Below are 21,696 nucleotides of genomic sequence, written 5' to 3' on the forward strand. Positions count from 1 at the left end.
CGTGTAATTGGCTGAAGCAATGAAAATATAAAACAGCACGACATGGTTGTTAATAAGATTTATAGAATGAATGTTCAGGTCCTACTTATTTGTCATGAGAGAATGGTGCTCGGTTGTCTTTTAAATCGAACGTGCTTATTGCGATTCCTGCATATAATGAAGAAGAGTGCATCGAAGGCACAGTAACAGAGCTCCGTTCGGTTGCTCCAGAGGTTGACTTCATTATCGTCAATGATGGTTCGTCCGATCGTACGGGTGAAATATGCAAATCGTTAGATTGCAAGGTCATTAACATGCCAATTAACTGTGGCCTTACAGTTGGTTTTCAGACTGCAGCTCGATATGCCGTTGATCATGGATACGACTATATGATCCAATTTGATGCAGACGGGCAACATCGCCCGGAGTATTTGGCTGCTCTTGTTGAGAAGGCGGAAAATACTGGTTCCGATATCGTCATCGGTTCTAGGTTCCTGACTGTCCGCAAAGATAAATCGATGCGCATGGTTGGTTCACGCATGATTACTGTTTTGATTAAAATGCTGACCGGTCGTCGCATTAGTGATCCCACATCTGGCTTCAGACTGTTTAATCGCTCTGTACTCGAAAGATACTATTACGACAACACTCTTAATCCCGAGCCAGAATCAATTGCTTTGTTTTTAAAGCAGGGGTACTCGGTCTCCGAAGTTCAGGTTTCGATGCGTGATCGTCAAGGTGGGGAGAGCTACTTAAATCCGGTTAAATCCATACAGTACATGCTCCGGGTATTCGTAACGCTTCTTATTGTTCAGTGGTTTAGGTGATTGTTGTGTCTATATCACTTCGTGTGTTGCTTATTGTCAGCGCTGCTGTTGTTTTGCTATTTGTAGTCCGAAAGCTTAAGAAGTCCCAGATGCAAGCTCTGGATTCTCTTTTTTGGCTGCTGTTTAGCTTGAGCTTTGTGATTCTTGGCATTTTTCCTGAAATAGCAATCACTTGCTCGGCTCTTTTTGGTTTTGTTTCGCCTTCGAACTTAGTTTTTTTGTATGTGATTGCTGTTCTCGTTGTGCGGGATTTCTGCAATTCACTGCGCTTGGCCAAGTTGGAGGAACGGTTAAACTCTCTTGTTCAGGCGGTTGCTTTAGATAAATAGCATTTGCTGTTTGATATTGGAGCGTTCGTTACCATACTGCCTGTTTTGTTATGATAATTTGACGGGGCGTAGACTGCGTTCACGCTAGTAATTTCGGCTGTTCGCGCCCTCGCACGTCATGCGTGCTTCGATAGATGGGATTCAATTGGCATCAAGTATTTCGAATAAAGAAATTAAGCACAGGATTGAGTTTATTGACGTTGCCAAGGCACTTGCAATTATCGCGGTCGTCGCAGGCCATACTGCGATTCGCTTTTTGGGCTTAGGCACCGGAGCACAGTTCATATTCGCTTCGGCGTTTACTTTTCATCTACCAGTCTTTTTCGTAACGAGTGGTTATTTCTTACATGTCGATAGACGTTATGATCTTGCAAAGGAGGTCAGGGCGTTGATCATTCCTTATGCGGTTTCTTCAATTCTCATAATCGCTTTTATGTGCGCATCAAACCTCTTTCTGCATGATATGGGATCAACGAAGCAACTCTTCAAGGATTGGCTCTCTGCTAGCGTGTATGGCGCGGGCGATGTCCCCTCGGCTGAACTTGCAGTTTGGCCTTTGCGTGTGCGTATCGGTGGAACATGGTTTCTTCTTGCGTTATTCTGGGCGAGAATGATTGCGATCAAACTGTTTAAGACAAAACGACCGATATTGCTTTCCATCCTGTGTTTCTTTTTGGGACTACTTTCTGCTCACGTAGTCTTCCTTCCTTTCGATATTCAAAGTGGATTGTGCGCCGTTCCCTTTGTAATGTTGGGAACTTATGCAAATAAACGTGGCTGGTTTACGGAGAAAATCGGTGCTGAATTCGTAATTCCTGCGTTGTTTGCCGTCTGGCTCTGGGCTGTTGTTGGTTTTAATGGATTCTCGATGGCCATGTGTGATTACGGAAGGTCAGTTGTTGATTTTGTTCGCAATGTTGTTGGCGCAATTGCAAGCTCTCTGTGCCTCATTTTGTTTTTGGCGTTGATCGAACAGGGAGGGCATAAATCCTCAAAATTATGGCAAACCCTTAGGCGGTTGGGCTCTCTTACGCTGTATGTACTGATGATTCATGTTGCAGAAGATGACATATTAAGGTGGGGGCAAATCGTAGAAGCGATCGGCGCTCGTAGCCAAGGGTTGGCGTGGCTTGCTGTGCTTGTTGTTCGAATACTTGCTGACGTCTGCATTGCTGTGTTATTGCGACGTTTGATTCAGTTTCTGATGTCTAAAGCCCAAGCTGCTAAATAGCTGGTACCATCAAGAATTTTTTATAAATTGGTCGATCCGGCTCCGTGCGATTTCCGGTTTCCCTATTCGACCTTCAACTCGTTCATCTCCTCCGGTTTCCATGCTGTCGCAGGATCGTGTACGGCACGGTCTGGGTTGCACGGGCGAGACAAACATAATAAAGCGCCGTCAGATCGGCCGCTAGCAATATAGGGCGCCGGGGCCAATGTCGGTCCCGGCGCCCAAGTGTAAAAATGTCGGTGATGTTTCGCGATATTCGGCAGTGTTCAGGCGATTGAATATTCAATATAGCTATTGAAAATCAATCTTATATAGTTTCATATCGTCTTTTGCTAAGACAAGGCTAAAACCGGGTGTATTTTCGTTAATCGATGCTAAGCCGCTCCAATCATTTTCGTTATAACCTATAAAGAATCTTTCTGGTTCATCTTTAGAGTCTCCGTCATCAAGCATCAAAACATATTCAATATGGTCATTCTTAAGTGCATCTCTGATTTGCTGGCAGTTCAGATAATTTGATAACTGTTTTCTATAGAGCCAGCTATGTTCTGTCTCCGAAGTACCCTTTGCGCCGCTAATGTGTGGATCTCGATAATATATATTCAAATCTTGAATATCATAAGCAAAGCAGCTTCCATCAAATGGAATGTTGATGACTTTTGTTTCAGGTTTAATGAGCTTGTCAGCTTTCTCAACAAAGTCTACTTCATCAGATGAATAAACACTTGGAGACTTTTTGTCAAACTTGTAATCAAGAAGCCTCGTGTAGTCTTGAAAAGTTGTTGGATAGCCTAGATAATTATCAATGAAAAACGGGAAGCAGACTACCAGGATAATCAAAACCGATACGCTCAGTTTTATTATTGGCGTTCCTTTGGTTTTTATGCTGTGCCAATTCGATACAGTATTCTCCAATAATGAAAATACTGAAGCTATTCCAATGCAGATTAAGGGCATAGCAGCTAAAGATGTGCAGGCCGCAATCCTATTGTGATCGCAGTACCAAAAACCACAAAGATATTGTTTTACTACTCCATCACAGCTTACTGCAGTAATAAACATGAATGCGGTAAGCAGATAAGAAACAACTATCCAGCGAAATTCTTTTCTTCGCATTGCGTGTGCTATTCCGATGCAGATCAGAATTAGCAAAATAGGATCGCCGGAATCTCGGGTAAACCCAAAAAATAAAAGGGAAATGACTGCCTTGTGTAAGGATTGATTTGCGGGCCATTTGTAGTTTACAACGCCCTGAAATGCTGGAAGCAGAAAACAGATGGTCCATATGGCTATGACGCAGACAAGGAAGCCCAGCGTGGCAAATACTGGAATGAACTTCCTCTTTTTAGTAGCAGCCTTTACTTTACTAAAAAGGGTGTCAGACAATAATCCAATACTAAGTACACCAAGGGTAAAGAGTCCATTTGGGTGTGATCCGCATACTGCAATTACCGTCAGCAAAAACAAAAGAACTTGAGACAAATCCAGTTTATTTTCTTTAATTGCATTGCAGATTTCAATCTCCACTGAGAGCGCTGCGGGAATTAGGGAAAGTGACAATAAATTGGGGTATAACGGGCCCCATACAATGAACCTCCATGGAAATCCCACGATTAAAAGGCAGCCAACGATGCCAGCGATTGTTAAGTTTCTATTGTTGGGTTCAATTGCTCTGAACAGCGCATAACAACCCGACGTATATACCATTGCGATAATCACTGCAGCTGTTATATTTTCAGCAGCCTGGACAGTTACGCCTGAAGTAAGAATCGAAAGTGCTGCGAGTAAATGGAATATAGAAGGGTAAAAAACACCTGCAGTATTTATATCCGGGCTGACTGAGGTATCAAAATAAGCGCTTGTGGATAAGACTGATAAGATTTTACTCGATGCCATGTTCTTAATTATGGCTAAATGAGTCGCATTGTCATTGTCTGGTTGAAATGCGTCAAGGCCATGCTGGTGCTTAAATAGAACTAAGAGAACCAATAGAATACCAATAAGCACGTAAAGACTCAGGATGAGAAGTTGATCTGCTTTGTTGTTAGAGGAATCGTATCTATGTTTTATGAGCGAATAGATTACAAGCAAAGCGGCCGTTGGAATTAGGAGCATCGATATGATGCCTGCATTAATACTGAGTATATGAAGAACTACTCCTAAAGTTAGGAGAATGCAGCAACTAACAGGAGGTGCTATCGCTATCGATTTTACATTGTCGTATCCGAGGCATTTGGTTAATAAATAGCCAGGTGCGAATATGGAAAAAGTAATTGTAATAAAAGCAATAGCGATAGCCACGAAAGTCCAATCAGCTAGTGGATCAGCATAATTGACAGATCTAGATTCCTAGATATCTTTTCCAAAACTCGTCTGATGTGACGGTTGGTCTGCTATTAGAGTAGGCTTCAGCGAGTTCTTTCTCACATTTCTTATATTGTTTAACATCGGCTTTGTAGCGCTTAAGAAGTTTGGCGTACTTCTCGGCGTCTTTTGTCCTTATGCATCCCATTCGGTTGTACCAGTCAATAACGATAAGGTACTTTTTCCCCCGGATTGCTCCGGCGGGATATTCCCAACCGTGTACAGGTATGACTGCAAATCCAGAACCATCTCCGGTTAGTATCCTCTGTTTATTATCGGTAATAAAATCAATCAGTCTTTGCGAAATCGATCGTGGCTTGTCTCCCGCAATCAATTGTCTATCAATATCATCAATGGAAAAGCCTTCAATTCCCATCTCGCGAGCTTGTTTCTCTAGCTCGCTGAAGGGAACCATTGCTTCCTTCTTTTTATTTGCCTCCATGAACGTTTTCTCGGCAATTCCGATTTCGCTATAGAAATCGGGTCCTTTCATGAAGTCCTCGAATGCATCAAGAACTAGGCTGGCATTTTTATAACCATACTTTTTGAGCTCGAGTCGAACGTTATTTTTTAATTCGTACATGAAATCAGAGTTTGCTCCGAATCCAGTGGTGAATTTGGCAATAAGCGTGTTCCTCGTTGTTTGGTAGCGCTCGACCGCCGCGTTGTATCTAACATGGAAACTTTCATGCCAGATGCAGATGCTGTTCATCGTCATAAAGGGTTTATTGCATCGAACGCCGTACTCTGCATCGTCACATCTAACAAAGTAGGGAAGTGGCAATCCGTTCTCTTCAATTGTGCTTATCGGTATACAGCAGTACCACCATGCCGCGTAACGGGCGTTGGTGTCTCGAATGTTTTTAGGGATTCTAAACGTCTCGTTATAAACAATGTCTTCAAAACGGGATAGGTATAAGGGCTGTTTTGCGGGGGAGAAAGAGCCGAGGGGAGTCATATAGCCAGTGTCTTCCCACTGTTGATCTGCAATGCCGTAATTAAGCATCGCGCCGCTAATCATCGCTTCGGAATAGTCTTTGTTCACTATCCTTAGCAGGTTATAAGTTCTCTTGATGCTCTCCGGAGATACGGCCACGTCGTCGTCCATAAGTAGAACGTGAGTTGCTTTCGGTTTCTGCTCCTTGGCAAGAATCATTCCGTAAGTGAAGCCGCCTGCGCCACCAACGTTCTGGTTTGGATGAATGTGGATGTGTTCGTTTTCCAAGGCTGATGAATCGAGCGTTCTGCCATTATCTATTACGTGCATATTAAAGTGGTCGGCGATTGGATCGGCGCTATCAAGAATCTCCGACTTTACTAAGTCGATATTTGATGTGATGTACTTCTCTTTCTTGAATGTTGTAGTCGCTAAGACAAGCTCAATTTCTTTTAGCGGTTGATCGGTCGAGACCGAGTAATAGCTGTTTTTAATTTGTACAGGACCCGTGGTGCGAATGATAAACCCGACCAGTATCGTATCTTTGTTCGTCGTTAATTCGATATCTAGGGCGGTAAAGGAGTCGGATTTCTCTACGGTTCTTTTTGTTGCATCAAGAACAATCGGACTAGATGAGAATCTATCAGAGGTCGTTTGTACTACCTCGCACGAAGCACCCTTAAGTTCGAGGTGCAAATAATACTTTTGCGCGTTTGTATAAGTATTGAGTTTATTAATCGAAAGCGCGTTGAAATAAGTGCTGAAGTCATATTCGCCTTCTCCGTGGAGCTCCCAGGCATCACTATCGGGAAGAAAGACAACGGGTTGAGTTGAACGACAATACAAAGAGGGATAATTGACCGCGCGTGCGTTGTGCTCCAAGAGTACATTCGCGAACTTCATCAGGGGCATTTAAATCTCCATTTCTTGTAAATAATCTTGATTCATTATATAGACATACGCGATGTTTCACATTATCCATAAGGTGTTGAAGATGCCTGCAGAAGTGTGCGACTTACAGTCAATTTAGGCGATAATGTGATTGCTTGTATCTTCTTGAAGGTAAGTATGGGAGTTTATTTTGAAACTTAATTATAAGTTAGCCAACATAGTGCGCTGCGTTGATGACCACGCGATTTCCCACTCGGAGCTCTATTATCGGGTTGAACGCGGCGGCATTGTGCGCACCCTTCCGGGGGGCTGCTTGCAGATAGATGGAACCGTTGACTTTATGACGTATGTCAACGGATTGTCCGCTTTGAAATGGAGACAATACGCGCAGCTCGATGAGGTCTGTCTGAATTTGGTTCTTGATGGATCGGGACTTGTGCGCATTTATGGCGTAGAACATGGGTCACTCGATCCAGTACAAATTAAACAGGCCCCTTTTTCTACTGAGAATGGACCGAGTTCGTTGGCCATTAGTGTCTGTTTGGAGAATTTTGACCTTATTGGGTTCTCTGTATCCTCCGTGGAATCGACTACCGCGACTTTGGTTAAGGGCTGTTATACCGCAACCGTGGATGAGGACGAGGTAAATCGTGTTGACCTCGCTTTGTCTACGACAACGTTTAAAAATGAGAAATATATCATTCCCAACATCGATCTCGTTAAAACCGGCATCTCAAAAGAGGACGGCCCAATCCACGACCACTTCCACATGTTTGTTGTCGATAATGGGCAGACCCTCGATTCCGCGGCACTATCTGACAAGTTGGTTACCGTGCTCCCGAATCCCAACACGGGTGGCTCAGGAGGTTTTTCGCGCGGAATGATGGCAGCCACTGAAACTCCTGGTCAGTTCACCCATATCATTTTGATGGACGATGATGTTTCCATCATGCCCGAGAGTTTGATTCGTACGTTCAATCTCCTCTCTCTTGCTAAAGGCAAATATAAGGATGCTTTTATTAACGGTGCCATGCTTTCGATGGAAGATCCCACCCGCCAGTTCGAGGATGTTTCATATGTGGCTTCTTCTGGCGCCTATCGTCGCGTAAAAGAGGATCTGAATGTTGGCAAGCTGGCCGATATCCTCGAAAACGAACGTACAAACGTCGAGGTTGACCAGGCTTACGGAGCCTGGTGGTATAGCTGCATTCCGGTGAAGGCTATCGAAAAGAACGGCCTTCCCATGCCTTTCTTTATTCGCTGCGACGACGTTGAGTTTGGCATGCGCAATAAGCCTGTCTACATGACCATGAATTGCATTTGCGTGTGGCATGCAAGCTTTGAGGGGCGTTTCCGCGCTTCGGTTGATTGCTACCAGTACTTCCGTAACTTCTTTGCCATGATTGCTCTCGATGATTGTGCTGATGAGAAGATGTTTGTCCTTCGTATTCAGCGAGGGGTACGTCAGAACTTGCGCGATATGGACTATCAGGCTGCCGAGTTTATTCTTGATGGCTTTGAGGATTATCTGCGTGGCCCTGAGTATCTCCAGAAGCTTGATGGCGCCGCGACGATGATCGGCAAGGGTAAGTTAAACGAAAAGCTGATTCCTGTTTCCGAAATGGATCCAGAGCTTCTTCGCAAGGCCGGGGTTACGGAGCAAGTGCTCGCTAATGTTAATCTGGAATTCCATCCTTCGAAGTTTATGAAGTATTGGAGATCTATTCCTTACGACAAGCATTATCTTCCCGATGCGCTGCTGCGCGGGAAAGCTGGCTATGTAGTAAAGAACGGCAGCTGTACGCTTGAGGGCAACTCGACGCGCTGCAAGACGCTGGTCTTTCTTGATCCGACCCGCGAGAAGGGATCGGTTCGCACGATGGACCGAGCGCGGTTCAAGAGTATTCGCCGTCGAGAGCACGAACTGATGGCACGCTATCGCAAAGAAGGCAAGAGCGTCAGGAGGACATGGAAAGATGCCATGCCGTACATGGCTTCACGAGAGTTCTGGGAACAGTATTTGGGTCTTAAATAAGATGAGGTCCGGATTAAGTCCGGACCTCATCTTATTTCGAATAGGTTTTATAGGCTTGTAGCTCCCATTGCTTTCTTTCGACCTTCGCAACCGAGTCGAGGATAAGCCCCGTTGCCAGACTAAGACCGCATAGGAACATGAACGAGACGGCGAGCATTGCGGTGGGGAAGCGGGGGACTAATCCGGTCTGGAAGTACTCTGCGACGATTGGTATACCGAGGGCGAGCCCTATGATGGCAAAGATGAGCGCGATAAGGCTAAAGAACTTGAGCGGACGATAGTCTTTAAAGAGCGTTCCGATCATTGCGATGACTTTGATGCCATCGCTGACCGTATTGAGTTTGGATTCGGAGCCGGCGGGGCGATCACGATACTCCACCGGCACGTCCTGAATGCGCCAGCGGTGATCGACGGCGTGGATGGAGAGCTCGGTTTCGATCTGGAAGCCCTCGCTCAATACGGGGAAGGTCTTGACGAAGGGCTTGCTCATGGCTCGGTAGCCGGTCATCACGTCGTCAAAGCTGTAGCCGTAAATCCATTTGATCATGGCACGAACAAGGTTGTTGCCAAAGCCGTGAAAGGCTCGTTTATTCTCCTCGGCATAGGTGCCGTTTGATAGGCGATCGCCAACGGTCATATCTGCTTCGCCGTTAAGGATGGGATTGCAGAGTGACTTGGCAGCTTCGGCGGGGTATGTATCGTCGCCGTCGACCATTAAGTAGCACTCGGCATCGATATCGCGGAACATTTGACGGCACACGTTGCCTTTGCCCTGCCTGGGCTCGTGGCGCACCTTAGCCCCGTGCTGCTTGGCGATATGCGAAGTGTCATCGGAAGAGTTGTTGTCGTAAACATAGACAACTGCGCCGGGCAGCTCTCGATGAAAATCGTCGATAACTTTGCCAATCGTCAGCGCTTCGTTGTAACAGGGGATTATGACGGCGGTATTCGAATAGTCCATGTAGGACCTCCTTTAATGACTCATCTGGTCGAAAGTATACCTATCGCCTGCCCCTTTGATTAGATATGGGTTAGTTCTCCAGATTTGTTGCGGTGGGTTATCGTCAACGTGGGAGGGCTATACTTTCCACTGTTATGTTTTACGAGACAAGGAGATGGTCCGTGGCTGACAATGTAGAGAGTCAGAAAGCGGTGGCTAAACCGGCCTCTCACGCTAAAAATGATTTTGAAAAGGACAAGTTCATTCTTAAGCAGCTTGTCACCAAAGATTTTAAAATCAAATATCGTCGCAGTGTTTTGGGCGTGGCATGGTCCGTGCTTAACCCGCTGCTGATGATGGTTGTTATGTCGATCGTGTTTTCGACGATTTTTGGCCAGAGCCGCAATGGATCAATTACGCCCGAAATGTATCCGTTGTATCTGATTGTCGGTAACATTACGTTCTCCGTCATGTCTGAGTCGACGAACCAGGCACTCATGTCCATTATTTGGGCGTCTTCGCTACTCAAGAAGGTTAAGGTCCATCGCTGGGTGTTCCCGGTGCAGAAGGTGCTGTTCTCTCTTGTCAACTTTTCCTTCTCTTTGGTTGCCGTCGCCCTTGTTATGCTCTTTTTCCGCGTGGTCCCTACTTGGCATTTAATTCTGCTGCCGGTTTGCTTGCTGTTGCTTATGTGCTTCTGCATGGGCTTGGGCATGATGCTGTCTGCGCTGGCGGTCTTTTTCCGCGATGTTATGCATCTGTGGACCGTCGTCATTACGGCCTGGATGTATCTGACGCCTATTTTCTGGACGACCGATTACATCAGCCAAATGGCACATTGGATTCAGGTGCTCGTGGTTGTCAATCCCATGTACAACTATCTCCAGTTTATGCGTGATATCTTCCTGTTTAATACCGTGCCTTCTGCGCTTACCTTTGGGCTGTGTGTTGTTTGGGCTGTTCTTGCCCTTGCTATTGGCTATACCGTCTTCCATAAGACCGAGCACAAGTTTATTCTCTACATCTAAGGAGTGCTGTTCATGACTGAATCTGCTATTGATTACAGCAAGCAGCCCCTTGCTGTTGAGGTCAAAGACGTCACCATGATCTTTAACATGGCGTCTGAGTCGCTTACAAACCTCAAGGAGTACTTTATTAAGCTCGCCAAGCACGAGCTGTTCTTTGAGGAGTTCCGTGCACTTAAGCACATTTCGTTCGACGTGCATCGCGGCGAGGTCGTTGGTCTTGTTGGCACCAATGGCTCCGGCAAGTCTACGATGCTCAAGATCATCGCTGGCGTTTTGGAGCCCAGCGAAGGCGAGGTTAAGGTCCATGGCAATATTGCACCGCTGATTGAGCTCGGTGCCGGCTTTGACCCGGAGCTTACCGCACGTGAGAACATCTATCTGAACGGTGCGCTGCTTGGCTATACCAAGGAGTTTATTGACGCTAGTTTTGACGAGATCATTGAGTTCGCCGAGCTTAAAGACTTCGTTGACATGCCGCTGAAGAACTTCTCTTCGGGTATGGTTGCGCGCATTGCCTTTGCTATCGCCACGATTACCGAGCCCGATATCCTCATCGTCGATGAGACGCTTTCTGTTGGCGATGTCTTTTTCCAGCAGAAGTGCGAGCGCCGCATTCAGCACTTTATCGAGAGTGGCGACGTCACGGTTTTGTTCGTTTCTCACTCCATGGAGCAGGTTGAGCGCATTTGCCAGCGTGCCGTATGGATCGAGAAGGGCGATCTACGCATGGATGGTCCCGTGGATGAGGTCTGCAAGGCGTACCACGACCAGTTCAAGTAGGTTATAATTTATTAGCCGTGTGAACTTGTACCCGCTTGGACGCGCGGCTTTTATGCTCCATTAGCTCAGTTGGATAGAGCAGGGGACTTCTAATCCCAAGGTCGACGGTTCGAATCCGCCATGGAGCACCATATGAGTTTTTGAAGACCCGGTTTAATGCCGGGTCTTTGCTTTTTGGGCACGTGGGCGCGCAGTGCTCCCTCAACAATAAGTCCGATGCAGCGATGCTGCACCGGACTTTCTACATCCCAGAATGGCTATCAGCCTTTGGCTGTTGTGGTCTTACGCCTCAGTCGGCTCCACGCCCAGCTCGTTGCGGACGAGCTCGAAGGCGGCGGCGATGGCCTTGTCCATGTCGTAGTACTTGTAGCCGCCCAAGCGACCGGCGAAGATCACGTCGCCCTCCTGTGCTGCTAGTTTCTCGTACTGCTTGTAGAGGGCCTCGTTCTTGGAGTCGTTGATGGGGTAGTAGGGCTCGTCGCCGGGCTTCCAGTCGGCCGGGTACTCGCGCGTGATAACGGTCTTGTCCTGCGTGCCGAACTCAAAGTGCTTGTGCTCGATGATGCGCGTGTAGGGGATCTCGCGCTCGGTGTAGTTGACTACGGCCACGCCCTGGTGGTCCTGCTCATCGAGCGTCTCGGTCTCAAAGCGCAGGCTGCGGTACTCCAGCGTGCCCAGCTTAAAGTCGTAGAACGCGTCGATGGGGCCGCAGTAGATCGTCTTGGCGGCGATATCGGGCTCGGCGGCGATCAGCTCCTTGTACTCCACGCCGCAGCGCACCTCGATGCCCTCGAGCATGTTGGCGACCATCTTGGTGTAGCCGCCCATGGGGATGCCCTGGTAACGGTCGTTGAAGTAGTTGTTGTCGTAGGTAAAGCGGCAGGGGAGGCGCTTGATGATGCTCGCGGGCAGGTCGCGGCAATCACGGCCCCACTGCTTCTCGGTGTAGCCCTTCACGAGCGTCTCGAAGATGTCGCGGCCGACGAGCGACAGCGCCTGTTCCTCAAGGTTCTGCGGCTCGCCGATGTTCTCGGCGGCCACCTGCTCGGCGATCTTGGCCTTGGCGTCTGCCGGCGTGACGACGCCCGGCCACATCTTGGCGAAGGTGTTCATGTTAAAGGGCATGTTGTACATGTTGCCGTGGAAGTTGGCGACCGGCGAGTTGACGTAGTTGTTGAACTCGGCGAAGCGGTTAACGTAGTCCCAGACGTCTTTCATGGAGGTGTGGAAGATGTGCGCGCCGTAGCGGTGGACTTGGATGCCCTCGACGTCCTCGGTGTAGATGTTGCCGGCGATGTGGTCGCGGCGGTCGATGACCAGGACCGACTTGCCGGCGCGCTTGGCGGCATTGGCAAAGACGGCGCCCGAAAGGCCGGCGCCGACGACGAGGTAATCGTACTGGGACATGGATATGCTCCTTTGTATGGCAATCGAACAGTTACTAAAGATTCGGGACAAGCGATGCTGGCTCATTAGTCCCTAAGATTAGTCTAGCAGACGCTCCCTCAGCAGCTCCAGCGCGTGGGCATACCCCTGCAGGCCCTCGCCGGTGATGGTGGCAAAGCAAGCCAGGCGGGCGTAGCTTACCTGGCGGAAGTCCTCGCGCGTCTCGACGGCGCTAATGTGGACCTCAACGGCGGGGATGGCGACGGCTTTGAGGGCGTCGAGAATCGCCACGCTCGTATGTGTGTAGGCGGCTGGGTTGATGACGATGCCGTCGACCTTGCCGTAGGCCTCCTGGATCTTGTCGACGATGCTACCCTCGTGGTTCGACTGGAAGACCTCGACCTCGTCAAAACCTTGTGCAGCGCCCGCCTCCTGGCAGATCTGGACCAGGCGGTCGTAGTTGTCGCTGCCGTAGATGCCCGGCTCGCGAATGCCGAGCATGTTGAGGTTGGGGCCGTTGATGACGAGTGCTTTCATGGTTGCTTCCTTTGTGGTCTGGTTGTTGGCAGGGCTTGCTGTCTGCGACGTTTGCCCAGATAAAACCTGCCAAAATAAACCTGTCCCTTTTTGGCAGGTTTTAGAGGGTGTCGAGGAGGGCGCGTGCGGTGTTGGCGGCGCAGTCGCGTGAGTCGATGATGTAGTCGGCCCAGGCGCGGTAACGCGGCATGCGCTGCTCGGCCAGCTTGTCGATGCCGTCGCGCGCAGTGATGGGGCGGCCCTTGTGGGCGAGTTCGTCGAGCTTGCGGTTGAGCATTACAATCTGGCTGTTTTGGTGCAGCAGCGGGTAGTTCTCGTCGCGCGTGACCACGCCGCCGCCGGTTGAGAGCACCAGGCCGCTGCGCTTGGAGATGTCGGCCAGCGCCGCCGTCTCCTGCTCGCGGAAGGCCGCCTCGCCGCGCTCGACGATAAAGTCGGCACAGGGCATGCCCAGGCGCTCCTCGAGCGCGCGGTCCAAGTCGATGTGCTCGCGGCCCGTGAGCTGGGCAATCTGCTCGCCCACGCGGGTCTTGCCCGAGCCCGGCATGCCGATGAGCGCGATGTTCTGCTCGCGGCGAGACAAGCGCTCCGTTACGTCCAGGATGCGCTCGCGCGGGGTGACTTGGCCGGTGTAGCGCTCAACGGCCTGTGCCGCTTGGGCCACGAGCATCAGCAGGCCGCCGATGCAGGGGATGCCGCGGCGCTCGGCCTCGAGCATCAGGCCCGTGCGGGCGGGATTGTAGACAATGTCGATGACGCCCTCGAGCGCATCGAGCCCTTCGAGCGTGCAAGGCGCGTCGGGGCAGTGAGGGAACATGCCGGCGGGCGTGCAGTTGACGAGCAGCGCCGCGTCGGACTGCTGTGCGATGTTATCGTAGTTGACCTCGCTCGTGCGGCCGACAGGTACAACGACCGCGCCCAGGTCGCCGAGCACCATGCTGGCCGTGGTGCCGGCACCGCCGGTGGCACCGAGCACGAGGACCTTCTTGCCGGCAACCTCTACGCCCAACTCCTCGACCAGGCACTGAAAACCAAAGTAGTCCGTGTTGTCGCCGCGCAGGCGGCCGTCGGGCAGGTGTGTGATGGTGTTGACGTTACCCATGCGCTTGGCCAGCGGACTCAGCTCGTCCAGGTATTCCATGACGGCGCGCTTGTAGGGGATGGTAACGTTGGTGCCCTCCCACTCGTCGCCCGTCATAAAGGCTTCAATCTCCTCGGGCTCGCGCTCAAAGCGCACGTATTCCAGCCCCGCGAGCTCCTTGTAGATGGTCGGGGTGTAGCTGTGCCCCAGCACGCGGCCCAGCACGCCGTAGGGACGGGTTGCAGCGGTATCGGTCATCTAGAGCACCTCCGTGTAGCTGCCAAAGTAAGTGAAGCTTTCGCACACGTCATCGATGGAATCGAGCAGGTCGTCGAGGGCCTTGCTGCCAAAGGGGCAGTCCAGGTCAAAGTAGAACATAAACTCAAAGTCGTGCCCGGGGATGGGGCGGCTCTCAAGCTTGATGAGGTTGATGTTGAGCGCGTAGAAGCGCTCGAGTACGCGGTAGAGGGCGCCCGGTTCGTTGGCCGTGGTGATCATGAGCGAGGTACGGTTGGCGCCGGGGTAGACGCGCGGCTCACGGCAGATGACAACAAAGCGCGTGTAGTTATTGTCCGAGTCCTGGATGTTGGGCTCCAGCACCTCCAGACCGTAGAGCGCGGCGCAGCTGCGCGAGGCGATGGCGGCGACGTCGGTGCGACCGGAGTTGGCGACCATCTCGGCTGACATAGCAGTGTTGGGGTACTTGGTGGCGTGCAAGCTGTGGGCTTCGATAAAGCCGGCGCACTGGGCGATGGCCTGGCCATGGCTGTAGACCTCGCGCACGTCGGCGAGCTTGGTGCCGGGCTTGACGAGCAGGTTGTGATCGATCTTGAGCCGCAGCGAGCGCACGATGTGGAAGTCGAACTGGGCGAGAAGATCGTAGACGGCGTTGACCGAGCCGGCGGTGGAGTTTTCGATGGGCAGTACGCCAAACTCGCAGAAGCCGTCGTGCACGGCGCGCATAACGCCCTCAAAGGTCTCGAAGAACGCGATGTTGGGTACGTCGAAGAGCTTGCATGCGGCGATTTGGCTGTAGGCGCCCTCGACGCCCTGGCAGGCGACGGAGGCCGTTTGAGGGAAGGGCGTGTCAAATGCTGCTGCCGTGGCATGGGCCTTTTGCGACACGGTGATGCCCTTGAGCTCGTTGATGTAGCGCTGCTGCTCGGCCTTGCTCATGCTCATGAGGAGGCGGAACAGGGTGATGGTCTGGGCCTCGTAGCGCTCGGGTGCGCGGCTGGCGAGGTTGTTGAGTTTGGAGCGCTCGCGGGCGGGGTCAAAGACGGCCTTGCCCATCTCGATCTTTGATTTGGCGACCTCGGTGGCAATGTCCATGCGCTCGACAAAGCTGTTGAGCAAGGCGGTGTCGATGCCATCGATGGCCTGGCGAATATCGGCAAGGTCCATGGAGACCCCTTTCGTGAATCGTTGGCTAGGGTAGTTAATTTGGGACGGGGCTTTTTTAGCTACCCTTTGACTGGTGGCGAATCGATGGGTGCCGGGGCAAATACTCACTGGCATATGGGGGTAGCTAAAAAAGCCCCGTCCCAAATTAGCTACCCTCGGGGTGGGCGGGCTAGCGTTGGGCTGCGTCCTCGAGGAGGGCGTCCCAGATGGCGAGCGCTGCGGCTGCTTCGGCTACGGGGACGGCGCGCGGGACGATGCAGGGGTCGTGGCGGCCGTGGACCGAGAGCTCCGCATTTTCCATGGCGTCCATGTCCACGGTCTGCTGCTCGCGACCGATGGAGGGCGTCGGCTTTACGGCCATCCGCCACATGACGGGTGCGCCGGTGGAGATGCCGCCCAGGATGCCGCCGGCGTTGTTGGACTCGACCGCAATCTCGCCGGTCTCGGCATCAACGCGATACGGGTCGTTGTTCTCGCTGCCGCGCATGGCGGCCACGGCAAAGCCCATGCCAAACTCCACGCCCTTTACGGCGGGAATGCCAAACGCGATTTGCGCGATGCGGTTCTCGATGCCATCGAACATGGGGTCACCGATACCCGCGGGGAGCCCATAGATGCCGCACTCCACGATGCCGCCGATGCTATCGAGTTCATTGCGCGCGGCGAGTATTTCCTCGCGCATACGGCCGGCAGCAGCAGCGTCAATGCAGGGCAGGTCGTTCGTAAGGATCGCCTTGCGGTCGGCCTCGCGATAGACCATGTCGTCCATGGGCAGGTCGGAGATGCCGCCGATCTGCGCGACGTGCGCCATCACCTTGATGCCGCGGGCCTCGAGCGCCTGCAGCGCAATGCCGCCGGCGATGCACAAGGGTGCCGTCAGGCGGCCGGAGAAATGCCCGCCGCCGGCGACATCGTGCATATTGTGGTACTTCACGCGCGCCGGAAAGTCTGCGTGCCCGGGGCGGGGCTTGCGGCGCAGCTCGGAATAGTCCTTGGAGCGCGTGTTGGTGTTCTCGATAATCGCGGCTATGGGCGCGCCGGTGGTGTGCCCATCGACCACACCGGCAATGATGTGCGCGGCGTCGGCCTCGCGGCGCTTGGTCGCGGTCTCGTCGCGACCGGGGGCGCGACGGTCCAAAAAGGCCTGCAACGCCTCCTGGTCAACGGCAATACCTGCCGGAATGCCATCGAGCGAGCAGCCGATGGCGGGGGAGTGCGACTGGCCGAAGATGCTTAAGTGCAAAACGTTGCCAAAGGTCGAGGACATGCTACTCCTCCTCGAGCGTGACCTTGCCGCCCAGCAGGCGGTAGTGGTCAAAGAAATCGGGATAGGACTTGTTGACAGCCTCGGCGCCGTGGATCACAACTTCGCCGGTAGCACGGCTCGCGGCGATAGCGGCCATCATGGCGATACGATGGTCGTTGTGCGAATCGACCTCGCCGCCGATAAAGGCATCGACACCCTTGATGATGAGGTCGTCGCCGGCAATGCGCACCTGCGCGCCCAGTGCGGTGAGCTCGCGGGTGGTGGTGACCAGGCGGTCAGATTCCTTGATGCGTAGGCGGGCACAATCGCGGATGAACGTGCGGCCCTGCGCCAGCGAGGCCACGGCCGAGATAACGGGTACCAGGTCGGGAATGTCGTGGGCACTCATCTCAAAGCCGGCGAGCTTGTCGGACTGCACGGTGGCGGCGTTGGTGGAGCGCACGATGCGGGCACCAAAGCGCGAAAGCGCGGCGAGCACGTTACGGTCGCCCTGGGCCGAGCTGAGCGACACGCCCTCCACGGTGATGGGGTCGGAGCCGATGGCGCCGGCGCACAGCCAAAAGGCGGCGTTGGACCAGTCGCCCTCGACAGCCACGCTGCCGGGCGTGCGGTACGAGCCGCTGCTTACGCGGAAGTTTGTGACCTCGGGCTTGCCATTCTTGGCGGGGATGCGCTCGACGTTGACCTCGACGCCGAAGGCCTTCATGGCCTGGATCGTCAGGTTGATATAGGGGCGACTCTCGATAAGGCCGGTCACCTGCACACAGGAGGGCTGGGCCAGCAGCGGGGCTGCCAACAGTAGACCGGAGATGTACTGCGAGCTCACATTGCCCGGCAGGATAAAAGTACCCGGGCGCATGCGGCCACTTGTCTTGAGCGGAAAGCCGCCCAGACCCTGCAGGTCGCAGCCGGCGGCGATGATCTCGTCCGAGAGCGGGGAGAGCGGGCGGGCGCCCAGACGGCCCTGGCCCACAAAGGTTGCCTCTGCCCCCAGCGCGCAGGCGACGGGCAGCATAAAGCGGAGCGTGGAGCCGCTCTCGCCGCAGTCGAGCGTGCCGCCGGCAAGTGCTTTGAGCAGGCCGAACTCAATACTCTTCATAGTGGGATGGACTTGGAAGCCATCCTCGACGGTCTCGATGCGGGCGCCGAGCGCCGTGAGGCAGCGCACCGTGGCCTCGATATCGGCGCAGGTGGTGTTGCAGGTCACATGCGTCTCTCCGTTGGCAAGGGCGGCGCAGATGATCAGGCGGTGCGCCATCGACTTGGACGCGATGGCGGGGACGGTGCCCTTGAGTGGGGACGGAGTGATGCGGGCTAGCATGCGGAGGCGTCTCCCTTCTGGCCGAGGCCCTCGGCAATTAAATCATGGAAGGTGGAAAGCGGCGTGCGGTCGATGCTGCAGCGGCCAATGTCGTGCGGAATTACCAGGTCGATGGTGTCACCGGCGCGTTTTTTGTCGTGCAGCGCCTCGGCAAAGATGGCGTCGGCGGAAAGCGAGCAGCGGGTCTTAAGGCCGTGGCGGGCGCAGAGCTCCTCGATGCGGCCGGGCAGCTCGGCGTCGCAAATGCCATGAAGCGCTGCGGCGCGCGTGATGATACCCATGCCGATTGACACGCAGTTGCCGTGTCCCAGCTCAAAGTGCTCGCAGGCCTCGACAGCGTGTCCGGCGCTGTGTCCAAAGTTGAGCAGCTTGCGCTGGTTGGTCTCGCGCTCATCGGCGACAACCACGGCGCGCTTAATGTCGATATTGCGGGCGATGATGAGCGCCACACGGGCCACGTCCCGGTTGAGGAGCTCCAGTGTGAGCGGGGTCTTCTCCAACTCGGTGAAAAGCTCGGGGTCGGCGATCACGGCGTGTTTGACGACCTCTCCGCAGCCGTCGGCAAACTGCTCGGGCGTGAGGGTGGCGAGACACCCCACGTCGGCGATAACCACACTCGGCTGCCAAAAGGCGCCGGCCAGGTTTTTGCCGGCTGCTAGGTCGATGGCCGTCTTGCCGCCCACCGAAGAATCAACCATAGCGAGCAGGCTCGTGGGGATCTGCACAAATTTACAGCCGCGCATGTAGGTGGCGGCCACAAAGCCAGCCACGTCGCCCACGACGCCGCCGCCGAGCGCCACGATCACGTCGGAGCGCGAAAGCTCGTGCTCGGCCACAAACTCCAGGATGGCAATGTAGGTCTCGGCGCGCTTGTGGGCCTCGCCGGCCTCGAAGGTGCAGACACTCACCGTATAGCCCGCAGCCTCCAGGCTCTGCTTAACGGGCATTTGGTAGAGCGGGCCCACGTTGGTGTCTGTCACAATGACGGCGCGCGATCCGCCGGCGGTGGCGCGGACGAGCGGGCCCGCCTGCTCCAGCAAAAACGTGCCGACGTGCACCTGGTAGGGGCGTGCGGTGTCGATATCGATGGTAATCGCCATAAGCTTTGGTCCTTTCGACCTGGCGTGATAGGTGGTCTAGTGGGCGGCCTCGTCGTCGAGCGCGCGCTTGATGCGGTCGCCCTCGGCAAGGAGATTCTCAAGATAACGCTGGTCGCGGTCCTTGAGCGCGCGGCTGTAGGCGCTAAGCGAGTCGATCAGATGGTCGATCTCGAAGGCAAGTGCGTCGGCGTCGTCAATCATGAGCTCCGACCACATCTGGGGGTTGAGGTGCGCCACGCGGGTAAGGTCGCGGTAGCTACCGGCCGAAAAACCGTGGTGAACCTGGGCAGTCGGGCTTTTGACGTAGGCGTTTGAGACGACGTGCGCGAGCTGGCTCGTAAAGGCGATCACGCGGTCGTGTTCGGCGGCGGTGGTCACGCTGAACTTGCCAAACCCTAAGGGGCGCACCATTTCGCGCACCTGGCCTAAAAGCTCAAGCTTGAGCGCATCGTCCACCGCGGGCGGCACGAGCACGAGTGGCGCGCCCTGGAACAGGTCGGCACGGGAGTGAGCGTAGCCCGAGTACTGGGTGCCCGCCATGGGGTGCGCGCCCACAAAGTAAAACCCGTACTCGCGGGCGAGTTCGAAGGCACGCTCGCACACGATGCCCTTCACGCCCACGGTGTCAATCACCACGGGCCCCATGATGGCCTCGGTATCGGTGGCATCGGCGAGTGCTTGGGCGTGCGCCTCGAGCCACTCGATGCAGGCCTCGGGGTAACAGGCCAGTACGATGATGTCGCACTCGCCGAGCGTCTCGTCGTTGAGCTCGCCGGCGACGGTGCCCATGCTGGCGGCCGTCATGACGTCATCGTCGGGGTCCCAGGCCAGCACGCGGACGCCCGCCTGCGCATAGCCGCGGGCAAAGCTGCCGCCGATCAGACCCAGGCCCACAACGCCGGCGCATTTGGGGCCGCCCTGGTTAACGCGTGCGTTTCTTACCGTACCCATGGGCTACTCCATGGTCTCTTGGCAGACGACCTCGCGGATGGCGCGGATGCGGCGCATGGTGTCGTCGAACTGGTCGGGGGTGAGGGCCTGGGCGCCGTCGGACCACGCGCGGCTGGGCTCGTCGTGGACCTCGATCTCCAGACCGTTGGCGCCGCAGGCGGTCGCGGCGAGCGCCATGGGTTCAACGTAGCGGGTGTAGCCGGTGGCGTGGCTGGGGTCGGCCACGACGGGCAGGTGCGACAGGTGGTGCAGCACCGGCACGGCGTTGAGGTCGAAGGTGTTACGGGTGCGGGTCTCGAAGGTGCGAATGCCGCGCTCGCACAGGATGACGTTGTCGTTGCCCTCGCTCATGATGTACTCGGCAGCCATGAGCAGCTCGTCGACGGTGCCGGACATGCCGCGCTTGAGCAGGACCGGGGTCTTGGTCTTGCCGACCTCCTTGAGCAGGGGGAAGTTCTGCGCGTTGCGGGCGCCAATCTGCATGACGTCAATCTTCTTATCCAAGAAGACCTGCACGTCGCGCGGGTCCATGATCTCGGTGACGATCGGCATGTCGAGCTCGGCCGATGCCTCGCATAGCAGGTCCAGGCCGGCGGGGCCCATGCCCTGGTAGGCGTAAGGGGAGGTGCGGGGCTTGTAGGCACCGCCTCGCAGCATCGTGGCGCCGGCGGCCTTTACGCGGCGTGCGATGCGAATGAGGTTTTCGCCCTCGACGGAGCAGGGTCCGGCGATGACCTGGAACTGATCGCCGCCGATCTTGATGCCGTGGCCGCAGTCGATGACGGAGTCCTCGGGGTGGAACTTGCGGTTGGCACGCTTGAACGGCTCGGAGACGCGCTGCACACGCTCGACGACGTCCATGGACTCGAGCAGGAACGGGTCGATCTTGGTCGTATCGCCCACCAGGCCGATGATGGTCTCGTTCTCGCCGCGCGACACGTCGGTTTTGAGACCCTTCTTCTCAATCCAGCTGACGATGTGGCCGATGGCCTCATCGCTTGCGCTCCGCTTTAAAATTGCAATCATGGTGTGCCTCTCACCTCGATGGATAACCCTTGCAAAAACGGCCCGCAGTGCGAGCCGTATCATATGGTGCATGAGAGTTTATACTAATTATTTCACTTTTGCGTTCTAAAGTGAGCCGTTGCGCTTCGTCTCCCACGTAATTGCAGAGCTTTTTCTATTATGTTGTTAGCTCGTGGCGCACTTGGGTATAATGCCAACCGTTGGCCCTATTAGCTCAGGGGATTAGAGCGTCTGCCTCCGGAGCAGAAGGCCGTTGGTTCGAATCCAACATGGGGCACCATC

The 21,696-nt window shown here is 54.3% G+C and carries 18 protein-coding genes and 2 tRNA genes; 8 read left to right on the forward strand and 12 right to left on the reverse strand.

Features of this window, described 5'->3' with window-relative positions:
* Positions 1 to 113 precede the first annotated feature (113 nt).
* From ACTNBY_RS01440 to ACTNBY_RS01450, 3 genes are all read left to right on the forward strand, one after another.
* Positions 114 to 806, forward strand: coding sequence for a glycosyltransferase family 2 protein (locus ACTNBY_RS01440; RefSeq protein WP_441063095.1), 693 nt, complete (start codon positions 114 to 116; stop codon positions 804 to 806).
* Between the two features lie 23 nt (positions 807 to 829).
* A complete protein-coding gene (locus ACTNBY_RS01445; RefSeq protein ID WP_441063118.1) occupies positions 830 to 1,135 on the forward strand; it encodes a DUF2304 domain-containing protein in 306 nt (101 codons plus the stop codon).
* Between the two features lie 145 nt (positions 1,136 to 1,280).
* Positions 1,281 to 2,366: an acyltransferase family protein gene (locus tag ACTNBY_RS01450; protein ID WP_441063096.1), complete on the forward strand. Its 1,086-nt coding sequence runs from the start codon at positions 1,281 to 1,283 to the stop codon at positions 2,364 to 2,366.
* A gap of 291 nt (positions 2,367 to 2,657) precedes the next feature.
* Here ACTNBY_RS01450 and ACTNBY_RS01455 read toward each other — a convergent pair whose 3' ends face one another.
* A complete protein-coding gene (locus ACTNBY_RS01455) occupies positions 2,658 to 4,667 on the reverse strand; it encodes a DUF6541 family protein (RefSeq protein ID WP_441063097.1) in 2,010 nt (669 codons plus the stop codon).
* Between the two features lie 40 nt (positions 4,668 to 4,707).
* A complete protein-coding gene (locus ACTNBY_RS01460) occupies positions 4,708 to 6,579 on the reverse strand; it encodes a glycosyltransferase (protein WP_441063098.1) in 1,872 nt (623 codons plus the stop codon).
* A 169-nt stretch (positions 6,580 to 6,748) separates the two neighbouring features.
* Between ACTNBY_RS01460 and ACTNBY_RS01465 the strand changes: the two genes are divergently transcribed.
* Positions 6,749 to 8,593, forward strand: coding sequence for a glycosyltransferase (locus ACTNBY_RS01465; protein ID WP_441063099.1), 1,845 nt, complete (start codon positions 6,749 to 6,751; stop codon positions 8,591 to 8,593).
* Between the two features lie 31 nt (positions 8,594 to 8,624).
* Here ACTNBY_RS01465 and ACTNBY_RS01470 read toward each other — a convergent pair whose 3' ends face one another.
* Positions 8,625 to 9,554, reverse strand: coding sequence for a glycosyltransferase family 2 protein (locus tag ACTNBY_RS01470; protein ID WP_441063100.1), 930 nt, complete (start codon positions 9,552 to 9,554; stop codon positions 8,625 to 8,627).
* A 161-nt stretch (positions 9,555 to 9,715) separates the two neighbouring features.
* Between ACTNBY_RS01470 and ACTNBY_RS01475 the strand changes: the two genes are divergently transcribed.
* From ACTNBY_RS01475 to ACTNBY_RS01485, 3 genes are all read left to right on the forward strand, one after another.
* Positions 9,716 to 10,561 carry an ABC transporter permease gene (locus tag ACTNBY_RS01475; RefSeq protein ID WP_441063101.1) on the forward strand — a complete coding sequence of 282 codons (846 nt, stop codon included), beginning with the start codon at positions 9,716 to 9,718 and terminating at the stop codon, positions 10,559 to 10,561.
* 12 nt (positions 10,562 to 10,573) lie between these two features.
* Positions 10,574 to 11,341: an ABC transporter ATP-binding protein gene (locus ACTNBY_RS01480; RefSeq protein ID WP_117776189.1), complete on the forward strand. Its 768-nt coding sequence runs from the start codon at positions 10,574 to 10,576 to the stop codon at positions 11,339 to 11,341.
* A gap of 54 nt (positions 11,342 to 11,395) precedes the next feature.
* A tRNA-Arg gene (locus tag ACTNBY_RS01485) sits at positions 11,396 to 11,472 on the forward strand.
* Between the two features lie 151 nt (positions 11,473 to 11,623).
* Here ACTNBY_RS01485 and glf read toward each other — a convergent pair.
* The 9 genes from glf to aroF all read right to left on the reverse strand — a co-directional run bounded on the left by glf (position 11,624) and on the right by aroF (position 21,414).
* Positions 11,624 to 12,748 carry a UDP-galactopyranose mutase gene (gene glf / locus ACTNBY_RS01490; protein WP_441063102.1) on the reverse strand — a complete coding sequence of 375 codons (1,125 nt, stop codon included), beginning with the start codon at positions 12,746 to 12,748 and terminating at the stop codon, positions 11,624 to 11,626.
* A gap of 78 nt (positions 12,749 to 12,826) precedes the next feature.
* Positions 12,827 to 13,264, reverse strand: a complete 438-nt coding sequence (gene aroQ / locus ACTNBY_RS01495; RefSeq protein ID WP_441063103.1) for a type II 3-dehydroquinate dehydratase — start codon at positions 13,262 to 13,264, stop codon at positions 12,827 to 12,829.
* 100 nt (positions 13,265 to 13,364) lie between these two features.
* Positions 13,365 to 14,603 (reverse strand): shikimate kinase, encoded by a 1,239-nt coding sequence (locus tag ACTNBY_RS01500; protein WP_441063104.1) that lies wholly within the window; start codon positions 14,601 to 14,603, stop codon positions 13,365 to 13,367.
* The gene (pheA, locus tag ACTNBY_RS01505) at positions 14,604 to 15,749 is read right to left on the reverse strand and encodes a prephenate dehydratase (protein WP_441063105.1); all 1,146 of its coding nucleotides are present in this window, start codon (positions 15,747 to 15,749) and stop codon (positions 14,604 to 14,606) included. It lies immediately after the preceding gene.
* A gap of 169 nt (positions 15,750 to 15,918) precedes the next feature.
* Positions 15,919 to 17,016 (reverse strand): chorismate synthase, encoded by a 1,098-nt coding sequence (aroC, locus tag ACTNBY_RS01510; RefSeq protein WP_441063106.1) that lies wholly within the window; start codon positions 17,014 to 17,016, stop codon positions 15,919 to 15,921.
* A 1-nt stretch (position 17,017) separates the two neighbouring features.
* Complete coding sequence (aroA, locus tag ACTNBY_RS01515) at positions 17,018 to 18,337, reverse strand: 3-phosphoshikimate 1-carboxyvinyltransferase (protein ID WP_441063107.1); 1,320 nt, start codon at positions 18,335 to 18,337, stop codon at positions 17,018 to 17,020.
* Complete coding sequence (aroB, locus tag ACTNBY_RS01520; RefSeq protein WP_441063108.1) at positions 18,331 to 19,437, reverse strand: 3-dehydroquinate synthase; 1,107 nt, start codon at positions 19,435 to 19,437, stop codon at positions 18,331 to 18,333. Before aroB ends, aroA begins: the two co-directional genes overlap by 7 nt.
* A gap of 36 nt (positions 19,438 to 19,473) precedes the next feature.
* Positions 19,474 to 20,388: a prephenate dehydrogenase gene (locus ACTNBY_RS01525; RefSeq protein ID WP_441063109.1), complete on the reverse strand. Its 915-nt coding sequence runs from the start codon at positions 20,386 to 20,388 to the stop codon at positions 19,474 to 19,476.
* 3 nt (positions 20,389 to 20,391) lie between these two features.
* Positions 20,392 to 21,414 (reverse strand): 3-deoxy-7-phosphoheptulonate synthase, encoded by a 1,023-nt coding sequence (gene aroF, locus ACTNBY_RS01530; RefSeq protein ID WP_427726922.1) that lies wholly within the window; start codon positions 21,412 to 21,414, stop codon positions 20,392 to 20,394.
* Between the two features lie 203 nt (positions 21,415 to 21,617).
* Here aroF and ACTNBY_RS01535 point away from each other — a divergent pair.
* A tRNA-Arg gene (locus ACTNBY_RS01535) sits at positions 21,618 to 21,694 on the forward strand.
* Positions 21,695 to 21,696 lie beyond the last annotated feature (2 nt).

This window comes from Collinsella sp. HCP28S3_E12, assembly GCF_052065595.1.
GTDB lineage: Bacteria > Actinomycetota > Coriobacteriia > Coriobacteriales > Coriobacteriaceae > Collinsella.

What these genes read in the sequence shown, in the direction of transcription:
- ACTNBY_RS01460 (WP_441063098.1), bottom strand. Translation starts at nt 6,579, where the DNA reads ATGCCCCTGATGAAGTTCGCGAATGTACTCTTGGAGCACAACGCACGC.
- ACTNBY_RS01470 (WP_441063100.1), bottom strand. Translation starts at nt 9,554, where the DNA reads ATGGACTATTCGAATACCGCCGTCATAATCCCCTGTTACAACGAAGCG.
- ACTNBY_RS01480 (WP_117776189.1), top strand. Translation starts at nt 10,574, where the DNA reads ATGACTGAATCTGCTATTGATTACAGCAAGCAGCCCCTTGCTGTTGAG.
- glf (WP_441063102.1), bottom strand. Translation starts at nt 12,748, where the DNA reads ATGTCCCAGTACGATTACCTCGTCGTCGGCGCCGGCCTTTCGGGCGCC.
- aroQ (WP_441063103.1), bottom strand. Translation starts at nt 13,264, where the DNA reads ATGAAAGCACTCGTCATCAACGGCCCCAACCTCAACATGCTCGGCATT.
- ACTNBY_RS01500 (WP_441063104.1), bottom strand. Translation starts at nt 14,603, where the DNA reads ATGACCGATACCGCTGCAACCCGTCCCTACGGCGTGCTGGGCCGCGTG.
- pheA (WP_441063105.1), bottom strand. Translation starts at nt 15,749, where the DNA reads ATGGACCTTGCCGATATTCGCCAGGCCATCGATGGCATCGACACCGCC.
- aroC (WP_441063106.1), bottom strand. Translation starts at nt 17,016, where the DNA reads ATGTCCTCGACCTTTGGCAACGTTTTGCACTTAAGCATCTTCGGCCAG.
- aroA (WP_441063107.1), bottom strand. Translation starts at nt 18,337, where the DNA reads ATGCTAGCCCGCATCACTCCGTCCCCACTCAAGGGCACCGTCCCCGCC.
- aroB (WP_441063108.1), bottom strand. Translation starts at nt 19,437, where the DNA reads ATGGCGATTACCATCGATATCGACACCGCACGCCCCTACCAGGTGCAC.
- ACTNBY_RS01525 (WP_441063109.1), bottom strand. Translation starts at nt 20,388, where the DNA reads ATGGGTACGGTAAGAAACGCACGCGTTAACCAGGGCGGCCCCAAATGC.
- aroF (WP_427726922.1), bottom strand. Translation starts at nt 21,414, where the DNA reads ATGATTGCAATTTTAAAGCGGAGCGCAAGCGATGAGGCCATCGGCCAC.